This window comes from Microcystis sp. BLCC-F209, from assembly GCF_041928595.1.
In the GTDB taxonomy this organism is placed as follows: Bacteria; Cyanobacteriota; Cyanobacteriia; order Cyanobacteriales; family Microcystaceae; genus Microcystis.
In genome coordinates this window covers 1-16,803 of the sequence record NZ_JBHFLL010000200.1, presented here as the reverse complement: position 1 = coordinate 16,803, position 16,803 = coordinate 1, and the positions used below count along the sequence as shown (strand labels likewise).

Annotated in this window: 14 protein-coding genes and 4 pseudogenes; 12 read left to right on the top strand and 6 right to left on the bottom strand. The window is 42.5% G+C overall.

Annotation, left to right across the window (positions count from 1 at the left end; genetic code table 11):
* The 4 genes and pseudogenes from ACE1AQ_RS13070 to ACE1AQ_RS13055 all read left to right on the top strand — a co-directional run.
* Window positions 1-119: pseudogene (locus ACE1AQ_RS13070) on the top strand (IS4 family transposase); the annotation flags it as partial.
* Between the two features lie 65 nt (window positions 120-184).
* Window positions 185-379: pseudogene (locus tag ACE1AQ_RS13065) on the top strand (PIN domain-containing protein); the annotation flags it as partial.
* 27 nt (window positions 380-406) lie between these two features.
* Window positions 407-1,486 carry a nicotinate mononucleotide-dependent phosphoribosyltransferase CobT gene (gene cobT / locus ACE1AQ_RS13060; protein WP_110545872.1) on the top strand — a complete coding sequence of 360 codons (1,080 nt, stop codon included), beginning with the start codon at window positions 407-409 and terminating at the stop codon, window positions 1,484-1,486.
* Window positions 1,487-1,604: 118 nt separating this feature from the next.
* Window positions 1,605-1,898: a DUF433 domain-containing protein gene (locus tag ACE1AQ_RS13055; RefSeq protein WP_008203481.1), complete on the top strand. Its 294-nt coding sequence runs from the start codon at window positions 1,605-1,607 to the stop codon at window positions 1,896-1,898.
* A gap of 35 nt (window positions 1,899-1,933) precedes the next feature.
* On the opposite strand, the gene ACE1AQ_RS13050 is transcribed toward ACE1AQ_RS13055, so the two are convergent.
* Both ACE1AQ_RS13050 and ACE1AQ_RS13045 read right to left on the bottom strand, forming a co-directional pair.
* The gene (locus tag ACE1AQ_RS13050) at window positions 1,934-2,131 is read right to left on the bottom strand and encodes a type II toxin-antitoxin system HicA family toxin (RefSeq protein ID WP_002799542.1); all 198 of its coding nucleotides are present in this window, start codon (window positions 2,129-2,131) and stop codon (window positions 1,934-1,936) included.
* A complete protein-coding gene (locus ACE1AQ_RS13045; RefSeq protein ID WP_008203482.1) occupies window positions 2,132-2,377 on the bottom strand; it encodes a DUF1902 domain-containing protein in 246 nt (81 codons plus the stop codon).
* Between the two features lie 356 nt (window positions 2,378-2,733).
* Between ACE1AQ_RS13045 and ACE1AQ_RS13040 the strand changes: the two genes are divergently transcribed.
* The 5 genes from ACE1AQ_RS13040 (at window position 2,734) to ACE1AQ_RS13020 (ending at window position 8,816) form a co-directional block, all read left to right on the top strand.
* Window positions 2,734-3,009: a DUF433 domain-containing protein gene (locus ACE1AQ_RS13040; protein ID WP_008203483.1), complete on the top strand. Its 276-nt coding sequence runs from the start codon at window positions 2,734-2,736 to the stop codon at window positions 3,007-3,009.
* Between the two features lie 45 nt (window positions 3,010-3,054).
* Complete coding sequence (locus ACE1AQ_RS13035; RefSeq protein WP_008203484.1) at window positions 3,055-3,261, top strand: type II toxin-antitoxin system HicB family antitoxin; 207 nt, start codon at window positions 3,055-3,057, stop codon at window positions 3,259-3,261.
* Entirely contained in the window at window positions 3,254-3,466 is a 213-nt protein-coding gene (locus ACE1AQ_RS13030) for a type II toxin-antitoxin system HicA family toxin (protein WP_110545873.1), read from the top strand. The genes ACE1AQ_RS13035 and ACE1AQ_RS13030 overlap by 8 nt, the downstream gene beginning before the upstream one ends.
* A gap of 267 nt (window positions 3,467-3,733) precedes the next feature.
* Window positions 3,734-4,267 (top strand): transposase, encoded by a 534-nt coding sequence (locus ACE1AQ_RS13025; protein ID WP_110545874.1) that lies wholly within the window; start codon window positions 3,734-3,736, stop codon window positions 4,265-4,267.
* A 706-nt stretch (window positions 4,268-4,973) separates the two neighbouring features.
* The gene (locus ACE1AQ_RS13020) at window positions 4,974-8,816 is read left to right on the top strand and encodes a tetratricopeptide repeat protein (RefSeq protein ID WP_172456667.1); all 3,843 of its coding nucleotides are present in this window, start codon (window positions 4,974-4,976) and stop codon (window positions 8,814-8,816) included.
* 1 nt (window position 8,817) lies between these two features.
* Here the strand turns inward: ACE1AQ_RS13020 and ACE1AQ_RS13015 are convergent, their stop codons facing one another.
* On the bottom strand, window positions 8,818-9,195 hold the full coding sequence (locus ACE1AQ_RS13015; RefSeq protein ID WP_110545876.1) for a hypothetical protein: 378 nt from the start codon (window positions 9,193-9,195) through the stop codon (window positions 8,818-8,820).
* Between the two features lie 445 nt (window positions 9,196-9,640).
* Here ACE1AQ_RS13015 and ACE1AQ_RS13010 point away from each other — a divergent pair, with 445 nt between their 5' ends.
* A complete protein-coding gene (locus ACE1AQ_RS13010; RefSeq protein WP_008203489.1) occupies window positions 9,641-10,696 on the top strand; it encodes a Fe(3+) ABC transporter substrate-binding protein in 1,056 nt (351 codons plus the stop codon).
* 305 nt (window positions 10,697-11,001) lie between these two features.
* Here the strand turns inward: ACE1AQ_RS13010 and ACE1AQ_RS13005 are convergent, their stop codons facing one another.
* Window positions 11,002-11,616 carry a DUF938 domain-containing protein gene (locus tag ACE1AQ_RS13005; protein WP_110545877.1) on the bottom strand — a complete coding sequence of 205 codons (615 nt, stop codon included), beginning with the start codon at window positions 11,614-11,616 and terminating at the stop codon, window positions 11,002-11,004.
* Window positions 11,617-12,052: 436 nt separating this feature from the next.
* Between ACE1AQ_RS13005 and topA the strand changes: the two genes are divergently transcribed.
* Window positions 12,053-14,689 (top strand): type I DNA topoisomerase, encoded by a 2,637-nt coding sequence (gene topA / locus ACE1AQ_RS13000; RefSeq protein WP_110545878.1) that lies wholly within the window; start codon window positions 12,053-12,055, stop codon window positions 14,687-14,689.
* Window positions 14,690-14,951: 262 nt separating this feature from the next.
* Here the strand turns inward: topA and ACE1AQ_RS12995 are convergent, their stop codons facing one another.
* A complete protein-coding gene (locus ACE1AQ_RS12995; RefSeq protein ID WP_110545879.1) occupies window positions 14,952-15,737 on the bottom strand; it encodes an SWIM zinc finger family protein in 786 nt (261 codons plus the stop codon).
* 268 nt (window positions 15,738-16,005) lie between these two features.
* Here ACE1AQ_RS12995 and ACE1AQ_RS12990 point away from each other — a divergent pair.
* Window positions 16,006-16,162, top strand: a pseudogene (locus tag ACE1AQ_RS12990) (IS30 family transposase); the annotation flags it as partial.
* A 297-nt stretch (window positions 16,163-16,459) separates the two neighbouring features.
* Here the strand turns inward: ACE1AQ_RS12990 and ACE1AQ_RS12985 are convergent.
* Window positions 16,460-16,803: pseudogene (locus tag ACE1AQ_RS12985) on the bottom strand (IS630 family transposase); the annotation flags it as partial.

The following is a 16,803-nucleotide window of genomic DNA, read 5'->3' as shown; positions in this document are numbered from 1 at the left end:
TAGATATTGAAGAAGTATTTGGCAAAAGCTTATTAGATAAATTGCGCTATTTACAGAGTTTTATGTGTCAACATATCAGCTATGTACACTGGTTTAGGAAAATTGTCTATTCAATCTGAAAAATGGCGTTCTGGGGTTGTCATGTTCTTAAATGTAAAGTTTTGTTACGAGATTCAACATTTCTGCTAAAATAGATATATTTTCAATTACCCCCGAAATTGCCATTAGAGCCGTTAATTTATCTCCCATTCACAAAGATCCTTTTGACCGTATTATTATGGCTACAGCCCTAGCATACGGGGCAAAACTGGCTAGTATTGATAACTTATTTTCTAAATATGTTGAAATCAAAGATCATCTCATGGAGAGAGGGAAATAGTGATAAGTAAGAGGACAAAATCAACAGATGATTAAAATTTACACGGAAATCGAAGGGGGGCAAAATTGGTTAGAGCGCCATCAAAAATCTTCTCCGATATTTGCCCTAGTTTTGGGGTTTACCGAGACGGGATTAATCCCCGGAATCTCCACCGCCGGTGCTACCCCGGAAGATAGAAAATACACTGCGATCGCCGATGCCGAATTTATCGTTAAAGGAGTTTCACCCCATCCCCGTTATCCCTTACCCCCCCTAACGGTGGGAGCCTCCCCTGCCTATATTACCCGCGCCGTGGTGGAAAAATTAGCCATTCCCGTCCGGGTTTTTAACGCCGGTTTACCCTTGCCCCCGGCCGTCGATTATATCGAACTGGGGGGACAACCGGCCCGTTGTCTCTCCACCGGCCGCGCCCTAGATTTCGACATAGTAAAACACCTGTTCGCCCAAGGACTAACCTGGGGAGAAAAACTAGCCCGCGAGTCTAGTTATCTAATTATCGGCGAGTGTGTGGTCGGTGGCACCACCACCGCCCTCGCCATCCTCACCGGATTGGGTTATCGAGCCAACGGTAAAGTTAACAGTAGCCATCCCCAGTGCAATCATGCTCAGAAACAGGCAATAGTTGAGCAGGGATTAGCCCGAAAAGAAATTTTTGATCCTTTTGAGGTAATCGCCGCCCTAGGCGATCCTCAGCAGATTTTCGTCGCTGGCATGGCCATCGCCGCCAGTCGCCAGGGTGGGGTACTCCTCGCCGGAGGAACCCAAATGTTAGCCGTTTCTGCCCTAATTAAAGCTCTAGTGGCTAAATATGCCTATCCCGTTAACTGGGAAAATATCATCGTCGGCACAACTCGCTGGGTAGCGGAAGATAAAACGGGGGATACGGTGGGATTAGCCCGAATGATCGGAAAAGTGCCTTTATTAGCCACACAATTAAACTTTTCCGCCTCTAAATACCCGGTTTTGCAGGCTTATGAACAAGGTTTCGTCAAGGAAGGAGTCGGTGCGGGGGGATGTGCGATCGCCGCTTATCTGTACCAGAATTGGACTAATCAAGATTTGCTCAAAGCGATCGAAAATTTAATCGGGTTTCAACTAAACTGTTGACTATCTATTTGGGCATCACCTATCGCTGAAACCCTAGATTTTTTATCCGAATGCTTCGCCCCTACCCCTGAACAATAACCTATCGCTGAAATCCTAGATTTTCTAATCAGAGAAAGTTATGTTAACAGAGATCAATATTGGGACTTTTATAAAAAGCGATCCCAAAATTCATGGGGGTTGTCCTATTATTGCGGGAACTGCTGTTACTGTACGAAGAATAGTGATCTGGTATAAGTTAGGATATAGTCCTGAAGAAATTGCCGATGAAATCCCTCATCTTTCTTTGGCACAGGTTTATGATGCTTTGACCTACTATCATACTAACAAAGAAACAATAGAAGCAGAAATTATAGCCGAAGCCGCCGAAGCAGATCGCATTGAAGCATTACATTATTCTTCTTCTTATGAGTAGAATTGGCTTATATATGGATGAGGATTCTACAGCGTTCAAAATGATTTAGATAATCCGGCTTGTTTCAAAACTGCATTGGCAGTATGGCGTGATTTAATAGTATTATCAACTACAAATCTTCTTTCTGTCAGAGGACTATACCAAATTTCATGATCTCCTTTACCTTGACGTTCAAAATAACATCCAGCTGCTGAGAGCAGTTTTTTTAATGCAGGTGTTAAAGAAGTAGCCATCTAAACAGCGCACTCAATTGATTCTTGACGATGACTAATTAGTTCAAAAGTTATCGGTGCTTGAGGTTCAAGAGTAATTAGATGATTGAGTTGTAATAATTCTGGAATCATCTGTCGTAATTTAGCTGTTAAAGCTTCGATGGTATCAGCTTCGGTGACTAATCCAGGAATATCTTCACTCTCTGCTACCCAAACTTGCGCCTCTCGATCCCAAAATGCTTCTACTTGGTACGGTTTTTGATTCATGATGATTTAGTTCAAGTGAGTAGAATTAGCTTATATATTAATCAAGATTATACAGTGCGATCGCTTTTCTGACAATCTTACCACCAATCCCCAACTCTTGATGATTGCCGATGAATCGCTTATAACTGAATTTACCACGCTATGAATGAACAACGCACCCAATACCGTCTAAACTATGATTTTTTTTGATTGTTTGATTGACTAGGATTTTTTTCGGCTATCGTCCCTGTGATAGAATTCTGATAATCTCCCCATTCAATCCCCTACCCCGACCAATGCTTGGGCTATGCTAGAATGGTGATAAAAGCATAGAATCCTATGTAGTTTAATTAGTTGAAACTGAATCGAAGAAAGTTATGTTAACAGAGATCAATATTGGCACTTTCATAAAAAGCGATCCCAAAATTCATGGAGGTTGTCCTATTATCGCGGGAACTGCTGTTACTGTGCGAAGAATAGTGATCTGGTATAAGTTAGGATATAGTCCTGAAGAAATTGCCGATGAAATCCCTCATCTTTCTTTGGCACAAGTTTATGCCGCTTTGACTTACTATCATACTAACAAAGAAACAATAGAAGCAGAAATTATAGCCGAAGCCGCCGAAGCAGATCGCATTGAAGCATTACAATAATAGTTTTGCCCAAATTTTTATTAAGGACGGGATGATCTTAAAAATATGCAATATCAAGTCAATCTCAAGCAATCAGAAGAGGGATATGCTGTTTGGTGTCCTAGTTTACCTGGCTGTGCTTCTCAAGGGATAACTAAAGAAGAAGCACTCAATAATATTCAAGATGCAATTCAGTCTTATTTAGAAGTTGCTGCGGAGTTGAATCAAGGGATCGAATCTTATTATGTAGAAGTTGAATTAAATCATGCCTAGTCTTGCTGTAATTAATCATCAACGAGCAATTAAAGCCTTTGAAAAAGCAGGATTTCAGATTGTTATACAGGGGAAACATATTACCATGACTGATGGAGAAAATATTCTCACTATTCCAAGGGCTAATCCAATCAATGCTTATACAATGGGAACAATTATTAAAGGTTCTGGATTAACTATTGAAGAATTTAAAAAACTTTTATAAAACAATCTCAACCTATGAACGAACAACGCACCTAATTCTGTCTAAATTATGATTTTTTTGATTGTTTGATTGACTAGGATTTTTTCGGTTATTATCCCTGTGATACAATTTTGATAATCTCCCCATTAAATCCCTGTAGGGGCGAAGCATTCGGATAGAAAATCTAGGGTTTCAGCGATAAGTTATTGCCCGAATGCTTCGCCCCTACCCCCGAACAATAACCTATCGCTAAAGATAACTGAATTAACCGCCACCATCCGCCACGCTATGAATGAACCCAAAAAACATCGACAATCTATTCGTTTAAAAGGCTATGATTATAGGCTTAATGGAGCTTATTATATAACAATTTGTTCTTATCAGAAGCAGTATCTATTTGGTGAAATTGTTGAAGGAAATATGGAGCAGAATTTACTTGGTGATACTATTGAAGCGGTATGGTATAGACTACCTCTAAATTTTAAATTTATTGAACTAGATGCTTTTATTGTCATGCCCAATCATATTCATGGAATTATAGTAATACACAATCAAGCTCTGGAAAAGGCTGCACACGATTCGCAATATCCTCACGGTACAATGCCGGAATCTTTGGGGGCTATTGTGCAGAATTTTAAATCAATTTCTACTCGTAAAATCAATTTTTTGTGTGGCGATCGCCTGAAAATTTGGCAGCGCAATTATTATGAACATATCATTCGCAATGAAAATTCTTATCAAAAAATCCGGCAATACATTCTTGATAATCCGCGAAATTGGGAACAAGACGAGAACAATCTGAATAAATTCAAACCAATGTAGGGGCAAATAACCTGTGGGGACAAATAACCTGCGGGGACGAATAACCTGTAGGGGCGAAGCATTCGGGCAATAACATATCGCTGAAACCATAAATTTCTTATCCGAATGCTTCGCCCCTACCCCGGGCAATAAACTAATAACCTTCGCCTATTATCCCTGTGATACAATTCTGATAATCTCTCCATTAAATCCCTGTACGGGCGAAGCATTCGGACGATAACTTATCGCTGAAATCCTAGATTTTATATCCGAATGCTTCGCACCTACCCCAGACAATAACCTTAGCCTATCATCCCTGTGATACAATTCTGATAATCTCCCCATTAAATCCCCATCTGCCACGCTATGAATGAACAACGCGCCCAATCCTGTCTAAATTATGATTTTTTTGATTATTTGACTGACTAGGATTTCTCTCGGCTATCATCCCTCTGATTTAATATCAATAAAGATAGGAGATAACTAAATGCGACTACTCTCAATGATTTTACGACTCTTAGGCAGACTTTTGAGAAGTTTTATAATTCTTCTGTCTATTATCTTTATTGGTATTCCTTTGGGAATCTTAACGCTTATCTTTCCTGCATTTAGACGGAAAATAGAATCGTTTAACCGATCCTCTGCCTCTCGTTTCGTATATCAACCGTCACAAGGAGTAACTCTTGACGTTGAAATACCTAACCAACAAGATTATCTCAATTTCCTAATGGAGACATTACGAAAAATTTCTGAAAATCCTAACCCTCAAGTAATTTATCCCTTCTGGGCGCAGAATCTTGATAAGTTGGATGATAATTTAGCGCGAATCCTAGACAGTTGGGCGAAAAATACATTAACGCAAGCCACGCCAGAACAAGCCTATTTTATCGCTATTGTTATTTTCTATTTCAGTGCCTTAATCCAACAATTTCCTCTCGGTGACATCGCCACCCACAAAGAAATTGCCATCACGGGTTATGAAATCGCTTTAAATATCTTTAATTTTGACGCATTTCCCCAAAATTGGGCAATGACACAGAATAATCTCGCTATTGCTTACAGTGACAGAATCAGAGGGGAGAAAGCTGAGAATTTAGAAAGAGCAATCGCCGCTTACAATGAAGCTTTGAAAGTTTATACTTTTGACGCTTTTCCTCAAGAATGGGCAGCGACACAGAATAATCTCGCTAATGCTTACCTTTACAGAATCAGAGGGGATAAAGCCGAGAATTTAGAAAGAGCGATAACCGCTTGCCAGGAAGCCTTGAAAGTGAGAACTTTTGAGGCATTTCCCCAAGATTGGGCAGCTACACAAAATAATCTCGCTATTGCTTACTATTCCGGAATCAGAGGGGAGAAAGCTGACAATTTAGAAAGAGCGATCGCCTACTACCAAGAAGCTTTGAAAGTAAGGACTTTTGACGCTTTTCCCCAAGATTGGGCAGCTACACAAAATAATCTCGCTATTGCTTACTATTCCAGAATCAGAGGGGAGAAAGCTGACAATTTAGAAAGAGCGATCGCCGCTTGCCAGGAAGCCTTGAAAGTTTATACTTTTGAGGCATTTCCTCAAAATTGGGCAGCGGCACAGAATAGTCTCGCCTCTGCTTACATTGACAGAATCAGAGGAGAAAAAGCTGACAATTTAGAAAAGGCGATCGCCGCTTGCCAGGAAGCCTTGAAAGTATTGACTTTTGACGCATTTTCCCAAGATTGGGCAAGTACACAGCATAATCTCGCCACTGCTTACCGTGACAGAATCAGAGGGGAGAAAGCCGAGAATTTAGAAAGGGCGATCGCTCTTTATCAAGAAACCTTGAAAGTTTATACTTTTGACGCTTTTCCTCAAGAATGGGCATTTACACAGCATAATCTCGCTATTGCTTACTATTCCAGAATCAGAGGGGAGAAAGCTGACAATTTAGAAAGAGCGATCGCCGCTTGCCAGGAAGCCTTGCAAGTTTATACTTTTAAGGCATTTCCCGAACAATGGGCATTGATACAGAATAATCTCGGTGAAGCTTACCGTGAAAGAATCAGAGGGGAGCAAGCAGGGAATTTAGAAAAGGCGATCGCTGCTTACCAGGAAGCCTTAAAAGTGTTGACTTTTGACGCATTTCCCCAAGATTGGGCAATGACACAGAACAATCTCGCTAATGCTTACAGTGACAGAATCAGAGGGGAGAAAGCCGACAATTTAGAAACGGCGATCACCGCTTACCAGGAAGCATTGAAAGTGAGGACTTTTGACGCATTTCCCCAAGACTGGGCAAGGACACAGCATAATCTCGCCATTGCTTACTGTGACAGAATCAGAGGGGAGAAAGCTGAGAATTTAGAAAGGGCGATCGCTGTCTTTCAGGAAGCCTTGAAAGTATTGACTTTTGACGCATTTCCCCAAGATTGGGCAATGACACAGAATTTTCTCGCCACTGCTTACCGTGACAGAATCAGAGGGGAGAAAGCCGACAATTTAGAAAGGGCGATCACCACTTTGAATGAAGCTTTAAAAGTTTATACTTTTGACGCTTTTCCCCAAGGATGGGCAAGGACACAGAATAATCTCGGTGAAGCTTACCGTAACAGAATCAGAGGGGAGAAAGCTGAGAACTTAGAAAGGGCGATCACCGCTTACAATGAAGCTTTGAAAGTTTATACTTTTGACGCATTTCCCCAAGATTGGGCAACGACCCAGAATAATCTTGCTATTGCTTACAGTAACAGAATCAGAGGGGATAAAGCCGACAATTTAGAAAAAGCGATCACATCCTATCAGAATGCTTTAACAATCCGCACAAAAGAAGCTGATCCCCTTAAGTGTTTACAAACCGCTCGTAATTTAGCTATTCTTCACTACAGCGAAGAACAATGGCAACCTGCCACAGAAGCTTATAATATCGCCATTGAAGCTGTCGAAAATGCCCGATTAGAAGCATTAAACCCCCACAGTCGCCAAGAGGTTTTATCCAATGCTATTGGTGTTTTCCATCGCATTGTACAGGCGCATCTTAACCTCAATCAGCCTGAGAAGGCATTAGAATATATCGAACGCAGTAAAGGGCGTAACCTGGTGGAATTAATCACCCAGAAAAACCTACACCCCCAAGGCGTTAGTCAAGAAATTGTCGCCCAATTAAATGAATTAAAGCAAAGAGTTGTTAATGAACAAATTCGCTTACAACATCAAAGCATTAACCAGAATTTAATGCGTAGTGATAACCTAACTCCCTACGTTCAAGATCACAGTTATCTGAAGGAATATCAACAAGACTTAGATAATTTTATTGCAAGAGAAATTAAGGATCCTCTTTTTAGCCTTACTCAAAAAGTTGAGCCGATCGCATTTACAGAGATTCAAGCTTTCACTAATGCCGAAACTTGTCTGCTGCAATGGTACATTACAGGGGAGAAAATACTCGTTTTTGTCGTGTCTGCTGAGGGAGAGGTTAAATATTGGCAATCTTCCGAAAATGATAAAAATCAATTATTTGATAAAATCAACAATTATCTACAGCTTTACTACTCAGGAAATGGTAAGCAAGAATGGAGAAATCAACTGTCTAACCTCCTACAGACTTTTGCTGATATTCTGCATATTAATGATATTCTTGCCCTGATTCCCGATACTTGTCAACGCTTAATTATTATCCCCCATTGGTTTCTGCATATTTTACCCTTACACGCCTTACCTGTTGATCCCCCCCAACCCCCCTTAAAAAGTGGGGAGTCGGCAACGGGGGGATCAGAATTACAAGATTTATTTCCGAAGGGTGTACAATATGCGCCTAGTTGTCAAATCTTGCAAAAAATTTCCCAAACTTTTCACCATTCCGACTTTAATAAACTGTTCGCTATTCAAAACCCCACCAAAGACTTATTTTACACTGACTTAGAAGTTAATATCCTCTCAACTTTCTTTACTGAACCTCAAGTTATCGCCCAAGATAACGCCACTAAAAACGCTGTTCTTCCCCATCTCAAATCCTCAGATAACCACTGTTATCACTTCTCCTGTCATGGAAGCTTTAACCCAGCTAATCCCCTTGAATCCGCCTTATTTTTAGCGAATAAGGAACCCTTAACATTAGGCGAAATCTTTGAACTGCGCTTGAATAAATGCCGCCTTATCACCCTTTCCGCTTGCGAAACTGGCATGATTGATATAAACTCTATCAGTGATGAATATATCGGTTTACCCAGTGGTTTTCTGTTTGCGGGAAGTCCCAGCGTTGTCAGTAGTTTATGGACAGTTAATGACCTATCAACCTCCTTCTTGATGATTAAATTATATGAGATTTTATTTGATGAGAATCAGCAAGTTTCTGTACCAGTTGCTTTAAAAACTGCACAAAATTGGTTACAGAATTTAACCGTACAAGAATACTTGAATCAGTTGGATAGTTGCCTAAAAATTGTCAAGTCAATGCAACAAAAATTAACATCAAAAGAATTTAATCGATTGATGGATATGATTGAAGATGAACAAATTAGAATAAAAGGGTTTGAACTTAATTATAAGCTGTTCAATAACCCTTTTTATTGGGCTGCTTTTACCGCATCAGGTATCTAAACTAATCACAAAAATTGTCTAATGTTTCCCTAAAAACGTGAATAGCGAGAGGAGTTGCTACTACTACCAAAACTGGATTACCAGAAGTAGCAAGTAAACCAACTAATCCACCTAATATATTAGGTGCTAAATCATCTTTAACTCGGTCATGACATATTAATTGACGTGCTTGGGTGATAGCTTGTTGCCAAAAATTATCTTCATCTGCTCTCACTGTATCAATATTTGAACGCCTTGCTAATCTCATAGCAGCATACTTCAAATCGCCATCACACCGCTCAATTAAGTCAATATCTCCTAATGCGTTAGAATCCTCTGCCAATTCAGCGCGAAACTGAGCAATTTCTTCAGCAGTAACTTTAGTTGATTCAATATCCATAGGTTGTTCTTATTTACAGACAATACTGATTGTATAGTTTCTATTTTGCCATCTATCGATAGTTTTTGATAGACAGTGTTAAGTGGTCAATTTCTCTTCTCTGATCCATGTTAAGAGCATCTTAACAATCTTTGACAAAATGAACTTTATGTGGGTTGCTTACCCAGAAATAAACTGATCACAAAATTGGCTAATTGTCAATAGCTTTTGAGATGCTCTCATTCCACAATACCCTCGATCGAGCTTAGGGTAACATTTTGGGCTTATTGAACTTAACTAGCGATAGATTCGAGGATTTATTAGCCCCATCAAAACCAAAAACCCTGATTTTAGCTAGATTTTACCCGATCTACCGCCCTAGCCCAACAAATAATTTTTCGCACAGATAAGAATTATTCTCAATAGCTGTACAATAGGAAAAGACAACTTTACCAAGAATCGAGCAATGAACGATAAAATAACTCGTAGAGTCTTTCTAGGCGCAGGAACAGCCACCTTAGCCCTAGCGGTGGGTCAATTAGGGAAAATAAACGAGGTTTCTGCCCAAACTAACCAATTAAACCTCTATTCCTCCCGTCACTACAACACCGACCGACGATTGTATGACAACTTCACCCGACAAACGGGAATAAAAATTAACCTCGTGGAAGGGGAAGCGGACCCATTAATCGAACGAATCAAAAGCGAAGGCCGCAATAGTCCTGCTGATATACTCCTGACGGTAGATGCGGGGAGATTATGGCGGGCCGACCAACAGGGAATTTTTGCCCCGGTCAATTCCCGCATTCTCACCCAAAGAATTCCCGCTAATTTGCGTCACCCCAAAGGTCACTGGTTCGGGTTTAGTAAACGCTTGCGGGTAATTATGTACAACAAAGACAGAGTTAACCCCAGAGAAATCGATTCCTATGCAGATTTAACCAATCCCAAATGGAAAGGAAAAGTCGTCACCCGGTCATCTAGTAACATCTATAGTCAATCTTTTACCGCTTGGTTAATCGACATCCAAGGGGAAGCGGCCGCAGAAAAATGGTGTCGAGGATTAGTGGCTAATTTTGCTCGTTCACCCCAGGGAAATGATAAGGCACAAATCGAAGCTGTAGCCGCAGGAATTGCCGATTTAGCCCTAGCTAACACCTATTACTTAGCTGGGTATGCCGAAGAAAAAGACCCCGCTAAACGGGCAATTTATGACCAAGTAGGCGTAATTTTCCCCGACCAAACAGGGCGCGGCGCTCACGTTAATATTAGCGGTGGTGGTTTAATTAAAACTGCCCCCAATCGAGAATCGGCAATTAAATTTTTAGAGTATCTTTCTAGCAATGAAGCACAGAACTTTTTTGCTAAGGGTAATCAAGAATATCCCGTCGTTCGAGGCGTTGCTTTAGATCCTGTTCTGGCAAAACTCGGACGCGGGAAAGAAGATACCGTTAGTGTGGCTAATTATGGTCCTAATTTAGCCAAAGCAGTACAGGTAATGAATCGCGCTGGTTGGAAGTAAGTTATCAGTTATCAGTTATCAGTTATCAGTTATCAGTGGGAAGTGGGAAGTGGGGAGCTTTTTTCAGTGATCAGAACGTAGGTTGGGTTGAAGCATGAAACCCAACGCCCGATTATGTTACGCTACCGCTAACCCATCCTACAAATAATTGTGCCTCCCTACTTAATTGGTTAAGCTAAAAGCTTGGATGTACTTAGTTTATAACCTTCTTTTTAGGTAGGAGAATTGCCAGATTCTTTTTTTTGCCTTTTGCCTTTTGCCTTTAGAAGCTAATTACCGATTACTGTTCACTGATAATTGCTATGTTAAGGCAATTGAAATAAAACCGAGAGATTATTAGCGGGCATAGGAATTACTTCTAACAATTGTAAACCTCGATCGCTCGCTGCTTGCACCACATCTTCTAAATTCCTAACTCCCCAAGCAGAGTTTTGAGAACGGAGAGAAAGATCAAAGCTTTCATTACTAGGAGAAGTATGTTTTCCCTGTCGTTTATAGGGACCATAAAGATAGAGAATTTCCCCTGGACTGAGAATGCGACTCGCTCCTGCCATTAAAGCTAAACAAGCGGACCAAGGGGCGATATGAATCATATTAATATTAACAATGGCATTAATAACAATATTTTCCTTCTCTACCGCCCAAACTGACTGATGAACATCGATAAATAGGGGGCGATCGAGATTAGAACTAGGATAATAATCGCACCAACTGCGAATACTATCTAGAGCCAGAGGGTTACAATCCGAGGGAATCCAACGACGAGGGGCAAGACGAGGGGCAAAAAAAACAGCGTGTTCACCCGTGCCGCTAGATATTTCTAAGATATTGCCAGTCTTCGGTAAAAATTGGCTGAGAACTTCCAAAATAGGCTGACGATTGCGTTCTGTTGCTGGGGCGTATTGACGTAAATCAGACATAATACTAAATCCTTTGAGTACAGGCTAGTTATGAGGAGAGGCAAAAGGGGGAATAAATAATCAGTTTTTAATAACAGGATTTAGTATAACTACAGCGTTTCTCCTAAAGATGAAGCGTAACCTAGATCAGTGATCAGCTTTTTTCTCCCTTCTCCCTTCTCTTCAATTCATAATTCATAATTCATAATTACCACTCCTCAAACAGATTATATTACCCTTGGCAGTGCCTTGAGTTCGATCGCTGCTCTGGAAAAATATTAAGTTTTATTAAGAAGTTAGTGACAAAACACCAGCTTTAATCTCTATTATCGTAGTAAGTGGCTTTTGACTGGAATCAAGCCGGTCAAGATAAATAGTAACTTTTGCCCATCATCAAACAAAGATGGTCAGTCTAACTAAAACAGTCGCTGTGGCCATGCCCTCGTGATCAATTCCTATGTCAACCCTGGTTATTGTCGAATCCCCCACCAAAGCTCGGACGATCAGTAATTATCTGCCTAGCGGCTATCGAGTCCAAGCCTCCATGGGCCACATCCGCGATCTGCCCGCCTCCGCCGAAGAAATTCCCCCCGCCCAGAAAGACAAATCCTGGGCTAACTTAGGCGTGGATGTGGAGAACGATTTCGATCCTCTCTACGTCGTCCCCAAAACCAAAAGTAAAATCGTCAAAGAATTAAAAGAAGCCCTCAAAGGGGCCAGCGAACTGATCCTTGCCACCGACGAAGATCGGGAAGGGGAAAGCATCAGTTGGCATCTCTTGCAGGTACTCAACCCGAAAATACCCACCAAAAGGATGGTATTTCACGAAATCACCAAAGAAGCGATCCAAACCGCCCTGAAAAATTGTCGCTCCATCGACGAAAATTTAGTTCACGCCCAAGAAACCCGCCGCATACTCGATCGCCTCTACGGTTATACCCTCTCCCCCCTACTCTGGAAAAAAATCTCTAAAGGGTTATCCGCCGGCCGGGTGCAATCCGTAGCCGTGCGTCTGCTCGTGCAACGGGAACGGGAACGACGGGCCTTTAAAACCGCCAATTATTGGGACCTGAAAGCGACTTTAGAAAAGGACAAAAATCAATTCGACTCGAAATTAGTCACCTTAAACGGTCAAAAAGTGGCAAATGGGAGCGATTTCGATGCCGACACCGGCAGACTGCTCCCCAGTCGCCAGGTGACACTCTTAGATCAAGCGACGGCGGCGGCCTTAAAAGAACGCATCCAAGACAAAATCTGGCGCGTTAGCCACACCGAAGAAAAACCCACCACTCGCAAACCATCCCCCCCCTTCACTACTTCCACCCTACAGCAAGAAGCTAACCGGAAACTAGGCATATCCGCCAGGGACACCATGCGAATCGCCCAAAATCTCTACGAACAGGGCTACATCACCTATATGCGGACTGATTCCGTCCATCTTTCCGATCAGGCCATCACCGCCGCCCGCAATTGTGTAGAACAAATGTACGGCAAAAACTATCTCAGTCCCCAACCCCGGCAATACACCACCAAAAGCAAAGGAGCGCAGGAGGCCCACGAAGCCATCCGGCCCGCCGGCAGTAGCTTTCGCCTACCCCGGGAAACTGGTCTGAGCGGACTAGAATTCGCCCTCTATGACCTAATCTGGAAACGCACCGTCGCCTCACAGATGGCCGATGCCCGTATTACCCAGATCGCCGTCAATATTCAGGTGGAAGATGCCGGATTTCGCTCCTCCGGCAAAAGAATCGACTTCCCCGGCTTTTTCCGCGCCTATGTGGAAGGTTCCGACGATCCCGAAGCCGCCATCGACGACCAAGAAATCATCCTACCCCCCCTCAGCGTCGGTGATACCCCCAATTGTCGCAAACTAGAAGCCATTAGCCACGATACCCAACCCCCCGCCCGTTATAGCGAAGCCTCACTCGTAAAAACCCTCGAAAGTGAAGGAATCGGGCGACCCAGCACCTACGCCACCATTCTCGGCACCATTATCGATCGCGGTTATGCCCAAATGCGGAATAAAACCCTCATTCCCACCTTCACCGCTTTTGCCGTGGTTAGTTTGTTAGAAAATCATTTCCCCGACCTGGTAGATCCCAAATTTACCTCAAAAATGGAAGAAACCCTCGACGATATCGCCACCGGTTCCGCTCAATGGTTGCCCTATCTCGATCGCTTCTATCGCGGCGAAAAGGGGCTAGAAAGCCAAGTAAAAGAGCGCGAGAGTCAAATTAACTCTAGCACCGCCAAATCGGTGATTTTAGAGGATTTACAGGCAACTATCAAGATCGGCAAATACGGTCCCTATCTGGAAGTCTCCCGAGACGATCAAATCCTCACCGCTTCCATCCCCGCCGATTTAACCCCCGCCGACCTCAACCCCGAACAGGTAGAAACCCTGCTGCGACAAAAAACCGCAGGTCCCGATAAAATCGGTCTTGATCCCGACACCGGAGAACCCATTTATCTGCTCGTCGGTAGTTATGGTCCCTACGTCCAGTTAGGAGATGTCAGCGACGACAATCCCAAACCCAAACGCGCCTCCCTACCCAAAGGAGTCAAACCCGACGATATCACCCTCGAACAAGCGGTGGGTTTATTAGCACTGCCGCGACTGCTGGGAACCGATCCCCTCACCGGAGGCAAAATCAAAGCCAGTTTAGGACGCTTCGGTCCCTATATAGTTCGCGAAGAAGGCAAAGAAAAAGAATATCGTTCCCTCAAAGCCGGCGATGATATCCTAACCATCACCCTCGATCGCGCCTTGGCCCTATTAGCCGAACCGAAAAAAGCTCGCAGCACCCGCGGTTCGGGCAAACCACCCCTAAAAGAATTGGGCAAACATCCCGACGACGGGGAATTGGTGGCATTGTACGAGGGTCCCTACGGAGTTTATATCAAACACGCTAAGACCAACGCCAAAATTCCCGAAGGCGAAACCGCCGAAACCCTCACCCTAGAACAAGCTTTGTCGGCCCTAGCGGCCAAGGCAACTACTGCCAAGAAAACCACCACCAAGAAAACTACTTCTAGCACCACCAAAAAAACTACTTCTCCGGGTAGTAAAACCAGCAAAAGTAAGAAGGTTTAGCAGTTAGTGGTGAGGCAATTTTCTCCATGGTTAATTCCTCACCCCGACGCGGCGACAAATCCGGTTGGCTTTTTTGTCCTCTGCACCACTTTGACTAGGCTGATCCTAAGTAGGTAGGCGTTAAAAATTATCAGACACCACCCTTATCAAGGGTAGGGTTGATTCATGAATCAACCCTACCTTATCAAGTGGGGCAGGGGGGATCGAACGTAAAATCCATTTTTAATTTAATTATAACCAGCTACTTATACCTCAAATTCCCCTACTGTAAAGCAATCGCCATCGCTTCTTGGGGAATTTGCCGGTAAATTGGTTTTAAAAATTGTTCTATGGCATCGGATTCGGGAGCAGCCAGGGGAAAATTGCCTAAAATGTCGAGAATGGTTTGATTTTCATTCCCCGGCGTAATTACGACTAGGGAGGGATCTAGCTCTTCATCGTACTGCCAAAAGCGATCGATAGCACTTTCGGTGGCAGTTTTTTCGACTACTGCGGAGGGTTGACTGACTGCTAAAGGTTGATTATCAGAGGAATAGGAGCGTTTTTCCCGTAAAGCTTCCAGAATTTGGCTTTTGGTTCGGCCGCGCAGTTGCAACAGCAGGAAGGGATCGACGCTAAAACGATCGCCCAATTGATAATATACTGCTCCTATATGTTTGCAGGGGTTGGCTTGATCGGGACAGGTGCAACGGGAGCGAATATCGGCCAGGGAAAAGGGAAATAAATTCACCCCACTGTCGATAAAAATACGCTCGATATGATCGGGCATTTGTCCGGTGAGTAATTGAGCAGAATAAATGGCTTTTTTGGAGAGAAGCTTAATAATATAGTCCCATTCTTCATCACTAAAGGCCGCTAGGGATAAATCCACTATATAAGGCGCTGGTTCACTGCCTTGTACTCTGGCAATAACTTGCGAGTCTTCAAAGTCAATACTTAAAACATTGCCTTCTCTTGCGTACAGTCTGGCTCGTTCCAAGCGTTTTTTAAAGCGATAGGAATCGAGGAGTTCTAACCATTTTTGTACCCACCAAGCTTGTTCTGTCATTTTTTATTCACCCTACCGCTTATCAGCTTCGTTACCAACAAAAACGCCAATTCAAAAAGGAAAAGCATCAGCCTAGAGGCTTTACTAGGAAAGGCTCATCAGGTATAGTCTGATCAATACAACAACAAATCAGACCCAAAAACGAAGCCCTCAATATCTTAACATAAGTAGGTAGGCACAATTATTTGTAGGATGGGTTAGCGGTAGCGTAACCCATGCGGGCGTTGGGTTTCATGCTTCAACCCAACCTACGTTTATTTTATATTTAATTCCACCCACCTACTTAGAACCAAGAAAGTTGCTCTACCAACTTAGTCAAGAGGAAAATTTATCTCAACGACAAATAGCCGTCTTGATCCTATGTCATCAAAGCACCACCTGAGCAAGTATTAAGAAGGAATCAGAGTTCCTGCGGATGCTATCTACAAAGGTATAGCACAAGCTGATACTAAATCGGTTTTTAGGCTAAGACGTATTTAAATCGCTTATTCTTAGATTAGCCGAATCTCCCCAAATCCCTTTACTGTTGCCTCTTGCCTCTTGCCTCATCTCAACAGGCAATTTAAATTACGAACAGCTTAATAGTGTGATTAACTCCCAATCGAACTTTAAAAATCCACTCCCCACTTCCCACTTTCCTATACTTTTTAAACAGGATTTAGTATGAGAGTGAGACTCGCCGCAAAAACTGAAAACAACCTTTTAAAAAAGTAAGTAAGTACCTAGGCAAAATTAATTACATACTCGCCTCCAAAATTGTCCAGCACTTTTTTAACGTAAGCGAGGAGGCTCTTTCGGTCTTTATAGGTGCTAAATTCAATCCATTCATATTTTAAAAATCTCCATAATATTTCAATTAAATTTCGCTAGTAACCGTTCCGACCTGTATCTCATAAAATAATTGATTATCTCGTTTCATTATTCCTAAAATATTTAGTCTTTTACCTTCAATTGGTGGTAACTTTATCGTGGTTTTTTCTTCTTGCCAAGCGTCAGGAATACAAGGCTTTGAATCCCATCCCATTTCATCCAAATATCCTATCTCAATCTCTCCTCTTTTTTCCTG